Consider the following 16,585-nt stretch of genomic DNA (forward strand, 5'->3'; position numbering starts at 1 on the left):
GGGCTTTTGTCGGCAAATCGGTGGGGCGGGGCGCAGCGGCGACACGGGGGTCGGCAGGCGCTCGGGGTGGCGCTGCCCGGATCCACTCAATCGCGTCTGGCGCAGGCGGTGGAACCGGTCGCTCCGGTCGCGCCGGCCGGGGACCGACATGGCGGGCGTGCCAAGATCATCGCGCAATTGGCTGCGTCGGCGGTGCCGCAACACGGTTCGAAATGTCGCTCCCCGACAGCACGACTGGGATGGAGGTCGCAGCGAACCGTGCCCGCACGCAACTCCCTGTCAGGAAAGACATTACAGCGCATGGTGGACGTTATCTGTCTACTGTTTCGGCCCATGCCGTGGTGTATGTTTGCGCGCATTGGTGTCCTGCCGGGACAGGGGCATGGCTAGACTGAAGACTTTCGCTAAAGGAATCCTCCTGAGCGCCTTGTACTGCGCGGCTTATCTGGCCGTGTGGCACTGCTCTCTGGATCAGTGGTTCCTGCCGATCGGACTGCGCACGGCGGCACTGCTGTTTCTCCCGTATCGGCTCTGGCCCTACGTATTTCTGGGAGATGCGGCGGCGCTGTTGAGCATGCGCGTGCCGATGATCGATGCCGACGGCGCAAATCCGGTCTGGGTGTACGGCAGTTCGTTCCTGCTGATGCCCGCCTTCGCGCTGCTGCCCTGGATGGTCCGGCGCAATCTTCCGGATTTCCGGGTCGAGCAGAGCTGGCTGCCGCTGATCTGCCTGTGCGCGGCGTTGTGGGCGGTGCTCGTCAACAAGGGCGTCAACTGGCTGCTGGGTGGGCCTGCGGCCTACATCAATCTGGAAAACACGCTGAAGTTCTGGATCGGTTTCTATCTGGGTATCGTCATGTTCGTCTTCCCCGCGCTCCTGTGGGTCAGGCGAGCGGAGGGGGATGCAGCTACGCGAAGGACGGTTCTGCACAGCGCAGGCGTCGCCGCGCTGCTGATGGGCGTCCTGTTCGGCGTCGCGATGCAGGTGGAGGGCGTCCTGCGCCAGTTCCTCCTGGTTCTCATGATCGCGCCGGCCGTCTGGCTGACCTTCAAGCATGCCTGGCGAGGCGCCGCGATCGGCGTGGTGATGGCCAACTTCGCGGTGGCCATGTCCATGCCGAAGACCAATTATGCCGGTGCCTACGATGCGGACTCATTGCAGGTGCAATTGTTGGTCGCCTTTGCGGTGACCGCACTTGCTTCCCTCGGCGCCAAGTTGTCCGTTGCCTTCGATCAAGTGCAACGCTTCGGCTTTGCCGAAAGGGAGGCGCTGCAGGTCGCCCAAGCCAGCTACATGTCGGCCGAACGCACCCTGCGCAACCGGGTGATCGAGTACACCGACATCCACGTGCATATCAACAAGCTGCGCCGCGACATCGCCACCACGCTGAAGGAGCACGGCCACTACGCCGCGGCGATGGAAATGAATCGCACCGGGGTGATCCAGGCGCAATTGCTGGACGATTACGTTGCTGCACTGTATCCGCTGGATATCGAAACCCACGGCCTGTACGGCGCGCTGAACTCCATCGCCTTCGCCAATGCCTGCGAGACCGAGGTCGAGGCACGCCTGCACGGCGATACGCGGCGGCTGTCGATTGGCCTGCAACTGGCGGCGTACCGGTGCGTGCTCAACGCCATGGAAATCCTGCCCGACGCGGGCCGGCACACGATCACGGCGCGGGTCTGGTCGGCGCGCGGCAAGCGCGGCGTGGTGGTGACGCTGGAAGCCGATACGACCATGCCGGGCAGCGGCCGCAAGCAGCACAGCGCCGACGAGATGGACTGGGAGCTGGCGAGCCGGTTGAAGGCTCATGACGGCACCTGCCGGCGCCGTCATGAGCGAAAGATCAGTTTCCTGATCTCAGAGCCCCTGCAAAAGCCGGTTACTTCTTGATGGTCACGGTCCAGACGTCGCCGTTGGCGCTGCTGGCCAGCTGCACGGTGAAGTAGCGCGCATCGTAGACCACGGTGCCGCGGCTGCTGTCGAAGGTGTCGACGGTGCTCACCCGATCCACGTCCTGACCCATGGGCGTCACCCAGGCGGTGTCGCCGACACGGCCGATCGCGCCGCGCACCTGGCCGGTGGCGTCGTTGATCTGCAGGTAGGTCACGCCATTACGCTCGAACTGGTAGATGCGTGCCGACGCGTTGGTGGACAGGTTGGTCGCCGCCGGGGCGCTTTCGCCCAGGCCGCGGATTGCGATCGGCGTGCCGACACCGCCGCCCGGGCAGCAACTCTGCGCCGAGGCATTGAACGCCAGCGCAGAGCAAAGCGCGATGCCCGAAAGCGTCGCGAATTTGGAAGTTTTCCACATAATCAGATCCTTCCCCATAAGGGATTTTTTGCCTGCCGTTCAGGCGATTCCACATTACGCGAATCGCAACAGGCGACTGTTGACAAATAACCAATCGATTCATACTTGTGATGCGGCTCACGCTTATTTATGCGGAATGATTTCCACAAAATGCGCCGCATCGGCTTGCTCAGGTATGGCCCCAGGTCACGCAACATCGCGTCGACCCTCCGGCAGTGCCGGGATGTCGGGCGTGGACTGCATTGCAGTTTCCATGCCATTTATTGCAGGCACAGCGTCGCGGCACAGTGGCAGCGTATTTCGCTGCCCGCCGTTGCAATGATGGACGCCGACGTGGGGTATCGAGTGTCTCTATCTATCGGGCGCGAGTTGCAGCGCGAGTAAATCTATTGCGCTGTCGCATGACGGTTCTTGAATACGCTGGGGAGAGTGCCGTATCGGCACATCGTCATCCCGTTACCGCACACGGTATGGCGACCGCAATGCGGCAGCCCGATGCGCTTGGATCTCGCGACGAAGGCTTGACGCGTCTGCGTCGCTGCCCATGGCGCTGGGACGGCGCCTCGCGGCCGCCGTGTGCGGAGAGCGGTTGACTGCCGCAGTGCGTCGCTTTTCCCTGCGACATCGACAAGGCCGGCACGCGCAGGCCTTGTCGACACTCCGTCGCTGCTGCGCGGGCACGCATCCGATTCCTGCAGCGTGGCGATGCCGCACGTCAGCGATGCGGACGTGGCGGGGGTGCGGTATAGAGACTGCCGGTAGAGAATGCGGCGGCGGTGCCCCAGGGACACCGCCGCCGCACATGCATCACCAGCTGTAGTTGACGTTGGCGTAGGCGAACGCGCCATTGAAGCCGAACGGCGAGGAGGTACTGTACGGCAGATAGGTGCGGGTGCCGGCGCCTGCGCGCGAACGGTCGGGGTACTCGTTGAGCACGTTGTCGCCGCCGACGGTGACGCGCCAGCGGCCCAGCGTGTAGGCCGCCGACAGGTCCAGGGTCCACTTGGCCGCATAGGTCTGATCGGCGGCGGGCGTGGTGCCGAAGTCGGTGAATTCGCCCCAGCGCGTGGCGGTGGCGGTGAAGGCCCAGGCGCCGGGCGACCACACGCTGCTCAGGAAGAACTTGTCGCGCGGCGAACCGCGGGTGATGCGGCCGATCTCGGCGCGGCCGATGCGTACCGCGGTCGGGTCGATCGCTTCCAGCACCGCAGGATTGCCGGCGATCTTCTCGATGTCGGTCTTGTTGTAGTTGTAGCCGGCGGTGAGATCGAGGCTGCTGGCTGGCAGCGCGATCTTGTAGGTGCCGATCGCGTCCACGCCCTGGGTCTTGGTGTCGATGGCGTTGGTGAAGTAGCGGCCGCCGCCGATGCCGGCGTAGCCGTTGCCCTGCAGGTAGTTGCGTACCGCCGTGGAGGTGAGATTCTCCGAGAGCACGATGCGGTCGTCGATGTCGATGCGATAGGCGTCGAGGGTGATGTACAGCGCGTCCACCGGCTGCAGCACCAGGCCCAGGCCGTAGTTCTTGGATTTTTCGGCCTTCAGCGGTTCGGCGCCGAGCGCGATCGCCGCCGGGTTGTCGGTGCGGAAGGTGCCGATCTCGAACGGCGTGGCGGCGATTCTGCCGTCGGGCTGGGCGACGTTGATGAAGTTGGTGGCGACCGACTGGAAATACTGCTGCTGCAGCGAGGGCGCACGGAAGCCGGTGGAGACGGTGGCGCGCAACGCGACCTTCGGGCTGAAGGCATAGCGCAGCGACAGCTTGCCGGTGGCGGTGTCGCCGAAGTCGCTGTAGTTCTCGTAGCGTCCGGCCAGGCCGGCGGAGAACTTGTCGGTGATGTCGCCTTCCAGGTCCAGATAGGCCGAGTAGCTGTTGCGGTCGTAGTGGCCGGAATCGCTGGGCTTGAAGCCGGCGAACACCTGCGCGCCCGGCAGCAGGGTGCCGTTGGCCGAGGGGATGCCGCCGTTGACGTAGGACGCCGGCTCGCCCGGCGATTCGTTGAACTTCTCGCCGCGCCACTCGGCGCCGAAGGCCAGGGTGAGCGGGTAGGCCAGGCCGACCTCCAGCGATTTGCTGAAGTCGGCGTTGAGCACGTTCTGGGTGACCTGCAGCGCGCCGGCATAGAACTCGGTGGGGCTGGCCAGGCCCAGGCTGTTGTTGAGGCTGTGGCGCACGTCGAAGCTCAGGTCGTTGCGGCCGTAGTTGTAGCTGAGGTCGATGGCCAGGCCGCCGGCGGTGCTGGACTTGACCCCGCCGACCCAGGACACGTCCTTGCTGACGTTGTAGATCTGCGGCAGGAAGCCGTCCGGGTAGATCTCCGGGCGGTTGCGGTTGTCGCCGGACCAGCGGAAGTAGCCGTTGGACAGCACCTCGCGGCGGCTGAGCATCGCGTAGGAATAGAAGGTGATGTAGTCGGCCGGGCTGTACTGACCGTTGTAGGAGAACGCGCCCTGGTCGACGTCGGGGTCGCCGTAGCGCTGTTGCACCTGGCCCTGGTAGGGCGTGGCGCGGTCGGTCTGGTCCTGGTGTCCGGCCTGCGCGGCGAAATGCACGCTGCCGGTCTCGGCGAAGGTGAGCCCGGCATCGCCGGAGAGCTGGTACTGCTCGCCGTCGCCGGCGCTGTACTTGCCGTAGCGCCCGGCGAGGCTGCCGCCGCTGCCGCTGCCCTTGAGCACGATGTTGATGACGCCGGCGATGGCGTCGGAGCCGTATTGCGCCGAGGCGCCGTCGCGCAGCACTTCGATGCGTTCGACCGCGGCGATCGGAATGGTGTTGAGATCGGCCGGCGACGAGCCGCGGCCCTGCGCGCCGTTGAGGTTGACCAAGGCGGTGGTGTGGTAGCGCTTGCCGTTGACCAGCACCAGCACCTGGTCCGGCGAAAGCCCGCGCAGTTGCGCCGGGCGCACCGCATCGGAACCGTCGGTGATCGCCGGGCGTGGGAAGTTCAGCGACGGCACCGCGCGCGACAGCGCGGTGGCCAGTTCGGTGGTGCCGGTGGACTGCAAGGTTTCCGGCGAGATGATGTCGATCGGCGACGCCGATTCGGCCACGGTGCGGTCGGCCACGCGCGTGCCGGTGACGATGACGGTGTCCAGCGTTTGCGCATTGCCGGCGTTCTGCGCATGGACGGAAACGGCGGACGTCGCCAGGCACAGGGCGACGGCGTGGGCGAGCGGAGTGAGCGTGCGCGTCATGAGGGAGGCGGCTCCAGTAGTGGGGGGAAGGCGTCGCTGCATGCGCGCTCCCCTTGCCCCTGGCGGATGCGGCGACGCTCCCTAGGGATTACCGGCGGATGTCAGGAGTGTCAATGTTCCGTTAAGTGCGATGCGGAGGTTGCAGTTGCAACCACCGCTGCAGGCGTTGCGGGAGCGCGCATCCGCGGATTTGCTGGGGTTGTAGACAAAATGCGGGTCGCGCGCGACGGCGCGGTGCATGCGCTGTGCCTGCGCGGGATGGGGTGCGTGTCTTGCTTGACGCTGCGGGCTGCGGGCTGCGGGCGTCTTCGTGTGGATTGGCCGGCGGTGCTGCTGTCGGTGGTGGCCATCGCGTGGTTGGTCGTTTCAGCCATGCCGTCAGTTTCGACGCTTCATCGATCAGGCGTCGCGGCTGAAGCCGCTCCCACAAAAAAACCTAGGCAGGCGAACACGTCGCACACCGATAAATCGCCAATCCCGAATCCCCAATCCCCAATCCCGGCCCCAAAAACAACGGCCCGGGAAACCCGGGCCGTCGTCATGCTCGGCGCAGGCGCAATCAGCGCGCCTGGTCTCGCGATCACCAGCGGTAATTGATCCGCCCGTACACGTAGGCGCCGTTGAAGCCGTACGGCGAGTAGTTGCTGTACGGCAGCATGCCGTAGGTGGAGTTGATCAGGTTGGCGGTCTTGTCCGGGTATTGGTCGAACACGTTGTCCGCGCCCAGCGTCAGCGTCCAGTTGGTGCTCGGCTTGAAGCTGGCCGAGGCGTCGACCACCCAGTCCGCCCCGTAGGTCTGGTCGCGGGCGGCGGTGGCCGAATTGCGTACGGTGAACTCGCCGTAGCGGGTCGCGGCCAGGCTCAGGTCCCACTTCGGCAGTTTCCAGGTGCCGCTGAGGATCAGCTTGTCCTTCGGGTAGCTGTCTTCCAGGCGTCCGATCTCGTCGCGGCCCAGCGTGGTCTGGGTCGAGCCGATGGCAGCCAGCGCCTGCGGCTGGGTGACGGCATGGGTGATCTCGGTCTTGCTGTAGCCGTAGCTGGCGGTGAGGTCCAGCGTGCTGGCCGCGAACGGGATGCTGTAGGTGCCGACCACGTCGACGCCGCGGGTGCGGGTGTCGGCGGCGTTGCTGAAGTAGCGCACGCTGGTGACGTTGCTGTAGCCGAGCTGGCGCAGCTTGGCCAGCACCGCCGCGTCGTTGAGGTTGGACGAGAGCAGGATGCGGTCGTCGATCTCGATCTGGTACGCGTCCACGGTCAGGTACAGGCGCTCGACCGGCTGCAGCACCAGGCCCAGGCTGTAGGACAGCGAGGTCTCGGCCTTCAGCGGCGCCGCGCCCAGCGCCTGGGCCACGGCGCTGTTGACCGGGAAGGTGCCGGATTCGAAGAAGCTGCCGTTGATGTAGCTGCTGGTCACCGCCTGGTACTGCTGCTGCGCCAGCGACGGCGCACGGAAGCCGCTGGCGACGGTGCCGCGCAGCGCCACCTTGTCGGTGAACGCGTAGCGCGCCGACAGCTTGCCGGAGGTCTTGCTGCCGAAGTCCGAGTAGTCCTCGTAGCGGCCGGTGAGGCCGGCGGAGAACTTGTCGGTGAGGTCGGCTTCCAGGCCCGCGTACACCGCGTAGTTGTGGCGGTCCGAATGCACCGCGTTGAGCGGCGCGAAACCGGCGAAGCCCTGCGCGCCGCCGGTGGTGCCGGTGTACGAGGCCAGCTCGCCCGGCGACTGGTTCCACTTCTCCTGGCGGTATTCGGCGCCGAAGGACAGCGTCACCGGATAGGCCAGGCCCCACTCCAGCGGCTGGGTGAAGTCGGCGTTGACCGCGTTCTGGGTGTACTCCAGCGCGCCGTCGTAGAAGCGACGCGGGCTGTCGACGCCGAGGCTGTAGTTGATGCTGTTGGCGGTGTGGAAGTCGACCTTGTTGTAGCCGTAGTTGTAGCTGATGTCCCAGGCGAAGCCGCCGGCGGTGCTGCCCTTCAGGCCGGCGACCAGCGAGCGGTCCTTGGAGTACTGCTCGATCTGCGGCACGTAGCCGTCCGGGTAGACCTGCGCCAGCAGCGCGGTCTGGCCGTTGTGGTTGCGCGAGCGGTAGAACGCGAACGAGGTGATGTCGCGGTTGCTGGCGATCGCGGTGGCATAGCCGGTCAGGTGGTCGCTGAAGCGGAACTCGCCGTTGGCCGAGACCGCGGTGGCGTCGACCTTGGGATCGCCGTAGACGAAGGTGGTCTGGCCGATGCCGGGATAGTTGCCGGTGTTCGGTGCGGTGCCCTGGTAGGGACCGGCGCGGTTGGTGGCGTCCTGCTGGCTGATCTGCCCGGCCACGTGCAGGCTGCCGCGGCCGTCGCCGAAGCCGACGCCGGTGTCGCCGGAGAGCTGCGACTTGGCGCCGTCGCCGGCCGAGTACTGGCCGTGCTCCACCGCCAGGCTGCCGCCTTCGCTGGCGCCCTTGAGCACGATGTTGACCACGCCGGCGATGGCGTCGGAGCCGTACTGCGCCGAGGCGCCGTCGCGCAGCACCTCCACCCGCTCGATCGCGGCGATCGGGATCGCGTTGAGATCCACCGCCGAGGAACCGCGGCCGATGGTGCCGTTGACGTTGATCATCGCCGAGGTGTGGCGGCGCTTGCCGTTGACCAGCACCAGCACCTGGTCGGGCGAGAGCCCGCGCAGCTGCGCCGGGCGGATGCCGCTGGTGCCGTCGGTCAGCGCCGGGCGCGGGAAGTTCAGCGAGGGCAGCGCGCGCGACAGCGCGGTGGCCAGTTCCGAGGTGCCGGTGGCCTGCAGCGCCTCCGGGGTGATAATGTCGATCGGCGATTGCGACTCGGCGACGGTGCGGTCGCTGACCCGGGTGCCGGTGACGATCACCGTGTCCAGTGTGCTGGGCGCGGCGGACGCGTCGGGCGCGGTCTGGGCGAAGACGGAGGGAGTGGCGAGGGCGGCGAGCACGGCGCTCGCCAGCAGCGACAACGGACGGTTCATGGAAACTCCAGCAGGTGCCGAAACGGCAGGCGGGGCGCGGCGGCCGGCATGGCCAGGCAGGCCGCGTCCCAGGGGCGGCTTATTATTTTTTAACATGCGTGCTGCGTCGCAGGATGCAAGCGCATGTTCTTATTCTTTTACGTTCTAAGTCGCCCGCTCCGCTCCGCTGCGTGGCCGCGCCCCTGCGGCCACGCCACGGTCCCCGGCCTTCTCAGAAGCGGTAGCTCACCCGCCCGTACCAGTAGCGCCCGTTGAAGCCGAATGGCGACAGCGGCGAGTACTGCAGGCCGTTGGGACGGTCGTCGTAGATGTTGTTGAGCGCAGTCCGGGTCGGATACTGGTTGGTGACGTTGTCGGCGCCGACAGTGAAGGTGAGGTCGCGCCAGGCGTAGCTGGTGGACAGGTTGAGCAGCCAGCGCGCCGCGAACGCCTGGTCCTGGCTGCCGTCGGCATCGTCGCCGCGGCGGGTGATGGCGCCGTAGCGGGTGGCGTCGCCGTGCAGGGTCCAGCCGGCCAGGGTCCAGTCGCCGCTGAGCACGTACTTGGTGCGCGGCGTGGCGTCGGTCAGCAGGCCCTGGCTGGCGCGGCCGAAGTTCGGATCGGAGATCTCCAGGATCTCGATCTTGTTGTAGTTGGCGCTGAAGCTGAGGTTGAGCGCGCCGGCGCGGTCGAGGTCGAGCAGGTAGTTGCTCACCCAGTCCACGCCGCGGGTGCGCGTGGTGGCGCCGTTGACGAAGAACTGCGCGGCGCTGACCTGGCCGATCGGCACGGCCAACGAGATCTGGTCCGAATACAGGATCTGGTCCCAGATGCGGATCTGGTACAGGTCCAGGGTGGAATTGAAGCCGCCGCCGGGCTGCCAGACCGCGCCGATGCTGTAGTTGGTGGATTTCTCCGGCGCCAGCGGCTTGGCGCCGAGCGCGATGGCCACCGGGTCGGAGGTGCGGTAGGTGCCGATCTGGCTGAGCACGCCGTCCACCGGCAGGGTCACCACCGAGGCGTAGTTCTGTTGCGCCAGCGAGGGCGCGCGGAAGCCGTTGGAGATCGTGCCGCGCACGGCGAAGGCGTCGTTGAGCTGGTAGCGCGCCGACAGCTTGCCCGAGCGGGTGGTGCCGGCATCGCTGTAGTCCTCGTAGCGCGCGGCCACGCCGCCGGACAGGCGCTCGCTCAGGTCCGCTTCCAGGTCGGCGTACACCGCCTTGCTGTGGCGCTGGAACTGCCCGGCCACCGAGGGCGCCAGGCCGGGAAACACCTGCGAGCCGCCCGGGTAGGGCGCGCCGGTCTCGGGGTTGATGGCGTTCGGATCGAAGTAGATGGAGGTGGGCGAGCCGGCCACCACGGCGTACTTGTCCTGCCGGTACTCGGCGCCGAAGGCGAGGTTGACCGGATAGGCCAGGCCCCAGTCCAGGGACTTGCTGAAGTCGGCGTTGAGCGCGTTCTGCTCGTTGCGGAAGCTGCCGGCGTTGAAGCGGGTCGGCGAGGCGCCGGTGCTCCAGTACAGGTTGGTGTTGATGGTGTTGCGCAGGTCGAAGGTGACGTCGTTCTTGCCGTAGTCGGCGGAGACGTCCCAGGTCCAGCCGTTGTCGGTGCTGCCCTTGACGCCGAGCACCGCGGCGCGGTCGTTGGACGGGTTGTAGATCTGCGGCAGGAAGCCGTTGGGGTAGACCGCCTGCACGTTGCGGTCGCTGTTGTCCCAGGCGCGGTAGTAGCCGTTGGACAGCACCTCGCGGCGGCTGAAGTTGGCGTAGCCGTACAGGTCGACGTGCGGGGTGAGCGCATAGCCGAAATTGACCAGCCCCTGATAGGTCTTCAGCGCCGGGTCGCCGTAGCGCTCGTAGGGAACGCCGCTGGGGTTGGCGGCCCCGGCCAGGGTGGTGGCCTTGTCGGTGTTCTCGGCGCGGTTGGTGTTCATCGCGTTGAGGTAGTTCCACGACACCCGCACCCAGCCCGGCGCCTCGCCGCCCGGCGCACCGCCGAAGGCCAGCCCGTAGGAGCCGTCGATGCCGTTCTGCGCGCCGTCGCCCTTGTCCATGATGCCGCCGCTGACGGAAACGCTGTTGCTGCCGGGCTTGGCGCCGTGCTTGAGCACGATGTTGATGACGCCGGCGATGGCGTCGGAGCCGTATTGCGCCGACGCGCCGTCGCGCAGCACCTCGATGCGCGCGATCGCCGACATCGGGATCGAGTTGAGGTCGGCCGGCGCCGAGCCGCGCCCGACCGACGGGTTGTAGTTGACCAGCGAGGTGGTGTGGTAGCGCTTGCCGTCCAGCAGTACCAGCACCGCGTCCGGCGACAGGCCGCGCAGGGTCGCCGGGCGCAGCGCGTCGTTGCCGTCGTTGATCGCCGGGCGCGGGAAGTTCAGCGACGGCAGCAGCTTGCCGAGGGCGCTGGCGAGGTCGCTGGCACCGGTGGCCTGCAGCGCCTCGGGCGCGATGATGTCGATCGGCGATTGCGATTCGGCCACCGTGCGGTCGGCGATGCGGGTGCCGGTGACGATGACGTTGTCCAGCGTGGTCGGCGCCTGCTGGGACTGGGCAAGGCTGTTGGCGGAGGCGAGCGCGAGCAGGACGGCACTGACGAGGGGGAGGCGGCGTTGCGTCATCGGGCGGAGACTCCAGTGGCTGGTGGGAGTGGCGTGGGTCTGGCGATTTCCATTGAGGCGGGTGAATGCTGCGGTGCAGCGGTTGCCATCGGATTGAAATCCGTTTTTCACGCGGGCGCGTATACAAATGCGGACCTGGGTCGGGTTTTTGCGGTGCCCGGGGGACAGCCCCGGACCGCGCCGCGTCGCCGCCCCGGGTGGGCCGGGGCGGGCGAAGCGGCTACACTTCCGCCTCGCTAGCCGAGTGCCCTGCCTTGATTTCCCTACGTAATTTCGCCTTGCGCCGCGGCGAGCGGCTGTTGCTGTCCAATGTCGACCTCACCCTGCATGCCGGCTACCGGGTGGGCGTGGTCGGCCGCAACGGGGCCGGCAAGTCCAGCCTGTTCGCGGCGGTGAAGGGCGAACTGGAGGCGGACAAGGGCGATGTCGACCTGCCCGGCAAGGTGCGCATCGCCAGCGTCGCCCAGGAAACTCCGTCGCTGCCGGACCCGGCGCTGAGCTTCGTGCTCGGCGGCGACACCGCGGTGGCCGCGGTGCTGGCCGAAGAGGCCGAGGCGACCGCGCGCGAGGACTGGGAGGCGGTGGCCGCCGCGCATACCAAGATGGCCGAGATGGGCGCCTACGACGCCGATGCGCGTGCCGGCAAGCTGCTGCACGGCCTCGGCTTCCCGGCCGAGACCCATCACCGCGCGGTGTCCTCGTTCTCCGGCGGCTGGCGCGTGCGCCTGAACCTGGCGCGCGCGCTGATGATGCCCAGCGACCTGCTGCTGCTCGACGAACCGACCAACCACCTCGACCTGGACGCGGTGTACTGGCTGGAGCAGTGGCTGCTGAAGTATCCGGGCACGCTGCTGCTGATCTCGCACGACCGCGAGTTCCTCGACAACGTCGCCACCCACACCCTGCATCTGCACAACGGCGGCGCCAAGCTGTACACCGGCGGCTACACCGATTTCGAGCGCCAGCGCGCCGAGCAACTGCGCCAGCAGCAGATCGCGCACGAGAAGGAACAGGCCGAGCGCGCCCACCTGCAGAGCTTCATCGACCGCTTCAAGGCCAAGGCCTCCAAGGCGGCGCAGGCGCAGAGCCGGATGAAGCGGCTGGAGAAGCTGGCCGGCACCGAGGCGGTGCGCGCCGAGCGCGAGTTCCGCATCGAACTGTCGCCGCCGGCCAAGCTGCCGTTCTCGCTGATCCGCCTCAACCACGCCGAGGCCGGTTATGGCGCCGACGCGGTGATTCTGCGCAACGTCGGCTTCGGCCTGGAGGCGGGCCAGCGCATCGGCCTGCTCGGCCCCAACGGCGCCGGCAAGACCACCCTGGTCAAGACCCTGGTCGGCGAACTGCCGCCGATCGCCGGCGAGCGCATGGCGCATCCGGACCTGCGCATCGGGTACTTCGCCCAGCACACGGTGGAGTCGCTGCACGAGGGCCAGTCGCCGATGGACCACATGCGCGAGATCGACAAGGACGCCAGCAACCAGGCGTTCCGCGATTTCCTCGGCAAGTGGAATTTCCCCGGCGACCGCGCGTTCGAGCCGGTCGACGGCTTCTCCGGCGGCGAGCGCGCGCGCCTGGCGCTGGCGCTGATCGCCTGGCAGCAGCCCAACGTGCTGCTGCTAGACGAACCGACCAACCACCTCGACCTGGAAATGCGCGAGGCGCTGGCCGAGGCCCTGAGCGATTTCGAGGGCGCGATCGTGATGGTCTCGCACGACCGCCACCTGATCGGCCTGGTCTGCGACACCTTCTGGCGCGTGGCCGATGGCGTGGTGGAGCCGTTCGATGGCGACCTCGACGCCTACGCGGCCTGGTTGCGCACCCGCCCGGCCGCACAGGGCACCAAGCAGAAACTGGCCGAGGCCGCGCCGACCCCGCCGCCGCCGGTCAAGCCGCTGCCGGCGAAGAAGCCGCCGAACCCGCACAAGCTGGCCGCCGCGGAGAAGCGTGTGGGCGAGCTGGAAGCGGCGCTGGCCGAGCTCGATCGCCAGCTCGCCGATCCCAAGCTCTACGCCGATGCGGAGAAGATGGCGGTGCTGGGCCGCGAGCGCGAGACCGCCGCGCGCGAGCTGGCCCAGGCCGAGCAGGCGTGGATGGAGTTGATCGACGGCTGAGGCGCGCCGTGGGCCTGCCTTGCTGGCAGGTAGACCGACGCCGCGGTGAAAGGCCGCGCAGCGCGCCTGCCGGCGGCTTTGCGCCGGCCCTGCCGCGCGTGGCACGCTCCCGCTCTGGCCGGTGGATGATAGCGGGAGGAGCAGCATGACGATCAGCGGCAACATCACGCTGGAGGACTATCTGATCGCCCAGCGGCTGCATCAACGGCGCGCCGTGCGGCGCGTGCTGGTGGCGATGGCGGCGTTGCTGCTGAGCGGATTGACGCTGTTCGCCTTCGCCCGGCATGGCTCCGGCATGGCCATGCTCGGCATCGTGCTGGCCGGCGCCGGTGGCGGTGGCTTGATCGGCCAGACCATCCAGTCGGCATGGACGATGCCGCGCAAGGTCCGGCGCCTGTATGCGCAACAGGCGGCGTTGCGGCATCGCCTCACCTATCGCTGGGACGAAGCCGGCCTGGAGGTCACCTGGGCGGATGGCCACGTGCGTCGTTCCTGGCGCGACTACGTGCGCTGTCGCGAGAATCCGCAGGTGCTGATGCTGTACCAGAACGACATCCTGTTCGACCTGGTGCCGACGTCCTGGTTCGCCGATGCCGCGCAGCGCGAGGCGTTCCGGCAAGTGGTGGCGGCGCAGGTGGGCACCTACGGCGGCAAGCGCGCCGTGTAGCGGGCGCCGCCGGCAGGTCGGGCGTGGAGAGACGGGAGAGGTGGATGTTCGGGCCGGGTCTGTTGGCGCGGATGCGGCTCGGCGATGGTGTCGCCGCCGAACTCGGATGATTCCCGTCGAGCCAGTTCCTTCTCCCGGCGGGAGAAGGTGCCCCGAAGGGGCGGATGAGGGTGCGGGTGCCTGGGGAGTCAGAGTAGCCGGCCGTGCGTGCCGGCGTACCCTCACCCCAACCCCTCTCCCGGTGGGAGAGGGGCTTCAATCGCTTCTTGGCGCGGCTCAGGCCGCGGCGCTGGCCACGACCAGCAGGCCGCCGGCGATCGCCGCCCAGTCCAGCGGCGTGCGCGAGCGCAGGCTCTGCAGCGAGGGGCGGGCGGTCGGCGTCGGTCGCAGGCCGGCCTTGAGCGCCATCAGCGCCAGACCGGCGGCGCTGAGCGCCCAATGCCATTCGCTGGCGCCGCCGCGCAGGAAGTAGGCCAGATGCAGCACACACAGGCAGCCCAGGACGGCTGCCAGCACGACGTCACGCGAGACCAGGCCCGGACGGGCGGTCAGGACAGCACGGTTCATCAGCATGTTTCCCCCGAAACGGTAAGCGCCATCCCCGGCGCACAGTGCGACTGCGACCAGGATCATATTTCGGGGCTGCCCGGCCGCCAAGCGGCAGTGCACAAATTCTTCACATTGCTGTCAGGCCGTGCTGGTAGGCGAAGCAAGGTGCGTGCCGGCGTGTGCCCAAGCCCTACCGGCGCCCACTGCGGCGGCAGCGGTGCCGCTCAGTCGGCCGGGGCGGCCTGAGCGGCCAGCAGCCACGCGCGCAGGCGCCGGGCGGCGTCGTTTTCCGCGCGCGAGCGCAGCCGGGTCAGCCAGTAGCGGCCCAGGTCGATGCGGGTGGTGAACGGACAGACCAACCGCCCGGCATCCAGATCCTGGGCGAACAGGCGCAGTGGCAGCAGGGCTACGCCGTGGCCGGCTGCGGCGATGCTGGCCAGGGTCAGCGAGGCATCGCAGATGGGGCCGCCCGCCTGCACCTCGGGGGCACCGGCGGCCTGCAGCCAGCGCGGCCATTCGTCCAGCCGATAGGAGCGCAGCAGGGTGGTCCTGGCGAGGTCGGCGGGCGTGCGCAGCAGCGGCGCCAGCGCCGGCGCGCACACCGGCGCGAACGGGGCGTCCAGGATCGGCGTGGCGTGCTGCCCCTGCCAGTCGCCATCGCCGAAACGGATCGCCAGGTCCAGGCCTTCGCCGGCCAGGTCGACCCGGTTGTTGTGGGTGTACACGCGCAGTTCGATATCCGGATGCGCGGCGTGGAAGGCGTCCAGCCGCGGCAGCAGCCAGCCCACCGCGAAGGTGCCGACCACGCCCACGCTCAGCGTCTCGCGGTAGCGGCCGCCGGCGAAGCGCTGCAGCGTCCCGGCGATGCGGTCGAAGGCCTCGGTCAGCACCGGATGCAGGCGCAGGCCCTCGTCGGTCAGGGCCACACCGCGCGGCAGGCGCTGGAACAGCACCACGCCCAGGCGCGATTCCAGATGCTTGATCTGGTGGCTGAGCGCGGCCTGGGTCACGCACAGCTCGGCCGCGGCGCGGGTCAGGTTCTGGTGCCGCGCCGCGGCCTCGAAGGCGCGCAGGGCGTTCAGCGGCAGGTGCGGACGGATCATCGCCAGGTATCAATTCGGCTCATGGGTGCGATTGAATAACCTCGCTGGTGGGGGTGGGTCAATGCGGCCATCATCCTGGCTCCCGACGGAGGTGGACGATGCTGACGAGACGACGGTTCCTGCAGGGCGTGGGCATGGGCGCGAGCCTGCTGGCGGTGGCTGGAGGACAGGCAAAAACTGCAAAAAATCCCGCGCAGACGCTGCAGCAGCGCCTGGCTGACATCGAGCGCGGCAGCGGCGGCCGGCTCGGCGTGAGCCTGCTCGACGGCAGCGGTGCGACGCTGGGCGGACAGCGCCAGGACGAGCGTTTCCCGCTGTGCAGTACCTTCAAATTTCTATTGGCGGGAGCGGTGCTGCAGCAGGTCGACCGTGGCGCGCTGTCCCTGGAGCGGCGCCTGCCGGTGCGCAAGGCGGATCTGCTGGCGAATGCGCCGGTGTCCGAGCGCCATGTCGGCGGCACCCTCAGCGTGGCCGAGCTGTGCCGCGCGGCGATGATCTACAGCGACAACACCGCGGCCAACCTGCTGCTGCCGCTGGTCGGCGACCCGCCAGGGGTGACCCGCTTCCTGCGTGCGCTGGGCGATGCGCAGACCCAACTGGACCGCAACGAGCCGGGTATGAACGACTTCGTCGCCGGCGATCCGCGCGACACCACCACGCCGGCGGCGATGGCCGCGACGATGCGTGCCTTGTTGCTCGGGCAGGTGCTGCAGCCGGTCTCGCGGCAGCGCCTGATCGACTGGATGCGCGACAACCGCACCGGCAACGACTGCCTGCGGGCCGGCCTGCCGGCGGGCTGGCGGATCGGCGACAAGACCGGCAGCAACGGCGCCGATACCCGCAACGACATCGCCATCGTGTGGGCGCCGGGGCGGGCCACGCCGCTGCTGCTCACCGCGTATCTCAACGGCGCCACGGTCGACAGCGCCGGACGCGATGCGGCGCTGAAGGCGGTGGCGCAGGCGGTGGTGGCGTCGCTGCCCGCGCAGGCACTGCGTACTGGCTAGGCGCGTTGTGCGCGCTGTATCGCCTGCGCTCGCCGCAATCGCGCCGGATGCAGGTCGATCTC

10 protein-coding genes are annotated in these 16,585 nt (G+C 68.3%); 4 read left to right on the top strand and 6 right to left on the bottom strand.

The window, feature by feature from the left end; genetic code table 11:
• The first annotated feature begins 382 nt into the window (after positions 1-382).
• Positions 383-1,897, top strand: a complete 1,515-nt coding sequence (locus J7357_RS09450; RefSeq protein ID WP_209245923.1) for an MASE1 domain-containing protein — start codon at positions 383-385, stop codon at positions 1,895-1,897.
• Here J7357_RS09450 and J7357_RS09455 read toward each other — a convergent pair.
• The 4 genes from J7357_RS09455 to J7357_RS09470 all read right to left on the bottom strand — a co-directional run bounded on the left by J7357_RS09455 (position 1,887) and on the right by J7357_RS09470 (position 11,086).
• Positions 1,887-2,318 carry a hypothetical protein gene (locus J7357_RS09455; protein ID WP_010344340.1) on the bottom strand — a complete coding sequence of 144 codons (432 nt, stop codon included), beginning with the start codon at positions 2,316-2,318 and terminating at the stop codon, positions 1,887-1,889. The two genes, J7357_RS09450 and J7357_RS09455, sit on opposite strands and share 11 nt — an antisense overlap.
• Positions 2,319-3,125: 807 nt before the next feature.
• Complete coding sequence (locus tag J7357_RS09460; RefSeq protein WP_209245924.1) at positions 3,126-5,510, bottom strand: TonB-dependent receptor; 2,385 nt, start codon at positions 5,508-5,510, stop codon at positions 3,126-3,128.
• A 580-nt stretch (positions 5,511-6,090) separates the two neighbouring features.
• The gene (locus J7357_RS09465) at positions 6,091-8,484 is read right to left on the bottom strand and encodes a TonB-dependent receptor (protein WP_209245925.1); all 2,394 of its coding nucleotides are present in this window, start codon (positions 8,482-8,484) and stop codon (positions 6,091-6,093) included.
• Positions 8,485-8,695: 211 nt separating this feature from the next.
• Positions 8,696-11,086 (bottom strand): TonB-dependent receptor, encoded by a 2,391-nt coding sequence (locus J7357_RS09470; protein WP_209245926.1) that lies wholly within the window; start codon positions 11,084-11,086, stop codon positions 8,696-8,698.
• Positions 11,087-11,340: 254 nt separating this feature from the next.
• Here J7357_RS09470 and J7357_RS09475 point away from each other — a divergent pair, with 254 nt between their 5' ends.
• Both J7357_RS09475 and J7357_RS09480 read left to right on the top strand, forming a co-directional pair.
• Entirely contained in the window at positions 11,341-13,197 is a 1,857-nt protein-coding gene (locus tag J7357_RS09475; RefSeq protein WP_209245927.1) for an ABC-F family ATP-binding cassette domain-containing protein, read from the top strand.
• Between the two features lie 145 nt (positions 13,198-13,342).
• The gene (locus tag J7357_RS09480) at positions 13,343-13,864 is read left to right on the top strand and encodes a YcxB family protein (RefSeq protein WP_209245928.1); all 522 of its coding nucleotides are present in this window, start codon (positions 13,343-13,345) and stop codon (positions 13,862-13,864) included.
• A 276-nt stretch (positions 13,865-14,140) separates the two neighbouring features.
• On the opposite strand, the gene J7357_RS09485 is transcribed toward J7357_RS09480, so the two are convergent.
• Both J7357_RS09485 and J7357_RS09490 read right to left on the bottom strand, forming a co-directional pair.
• A complete protein-coding gene (locus J7357_RS09485; protein ID WP_043085650.1) occupies positions 14,141-14,431 on the bottom strand; it encodes a hypothetical protein in 291 nt (96 codons plus the stop codon).
• 206 nt (positions 14,432-14,637) lie between these two features.
• Positions 14,638-15,516, bottom strand: coding sequence for a LysR substrate-binding domain-containing protein (locus J7357_RS09490; RefSeq protein ID WP_209245929.1), 879 nt, complete (start codon positions 15,514-15,516; stop codon positions 14,638-14,640).
• 98 nt (positions 15,517-15,614) lie between these two features.
• Here J7357_RS09490 and bla point away from each other — a divergent pair, with 98 nt between their 5' ends.
• Positions 15,615-16,523 carry a class A beta-lactamase gene (bla, locus tag J7357_RS09495; RefSeq protein WP_209245930.1) on the top strand — a complete coding sequence of 303 codons (909 nt, stop codon included), beginning with the start codon at positions 15,615-15,617 and terminating at the stop codon, positions 16,521-16,523.
• The last annotated feature ends 62 nt before the right edge of the window (positions 16,524-16,585 follow it).

Source organism: Xanthomonas sp. D-109 (assembly GCF_017746095.1).
In the GTDB taxonomy this organism is placed as follows: domain Bacteria; phylum Pseudomonadota; class Gammaproteobacteria; order Xanthomonadales; family Xanthomonadaceae; genus Xanthomonas_A; species Xanthomonas_A sacchari.

What these genes read in the sequence shown, in the direction of transcription:
- J7357_RS09480 (WP_209245928.1), top strand. Translation starts at nt 13,343, where the DNA reads ATGACGATCAGCGGCAACATCACGCTGGAGGACTATCTGATCGCCCAG.
- J7357_RS09485 (WP_043085650.1), bottom strand. Translation starts at nt 14,431, where the DNA reads ATGAACCGTGCTGTCCTGACCGCCCGTCCGGGCCTGGTCTCGCGTGAC.
- J7357_RS09460 (WP_209245924.1), bottom strand. Translation starts at nt 5,510, where the DNA reads ATGACGCGCACGCTCACTCCGCTCGCCCACGCCGTCGCCCTGTGCCTG.
- J7357_RS09470 (WP_209245926.1), bottom strand. Translation starts at nt 11,086, where the DNA reads ATGACGCAACGCCGCCTCCCCCTCGTCAGTGCCGTCCTGCTCGCGCTC.
- J7357_RS09450 (WP_209245923.1), top strand. Translation starts at nt 383, where the DNA reads ATGGCTAGACTGAAGACTTTCGCTAAAGGAATCCTCCTGAGCGCCTTG.
- J7357_RS09455 (WP_010344340.1), bottom strand. Translation starts at nt 2,318, where the DNA reads ATGTGGAAAACTTCCAAATTCGCGACGCTTTCGGGCATCGCGCTTTGC.
- bla (WP_209245930.1), top strand. Translation starts at nt 15,615, where the DNA reads ATGCTGACGAGACGACGGTTCCTGCAGGGCGTGGGCATGGGCGCGAGC.
- J7357_RS09465 (WP_209245925.1), bottom strand. Translation starts at nt 8,484, where the DNA reads ATGAACCGTCCGTTGTCGCTGCTGGCGAGCGCCGTGCTCGCCGCCCTC.
- J7357_RS09490 (WP_209245929.1), bottom strand. Translation starts at nt 15,516, where the DNA reads ATGATCCGTCCGCACCTGCCGCTGAACGCCCTGCGCGCCTTCGAGGCC.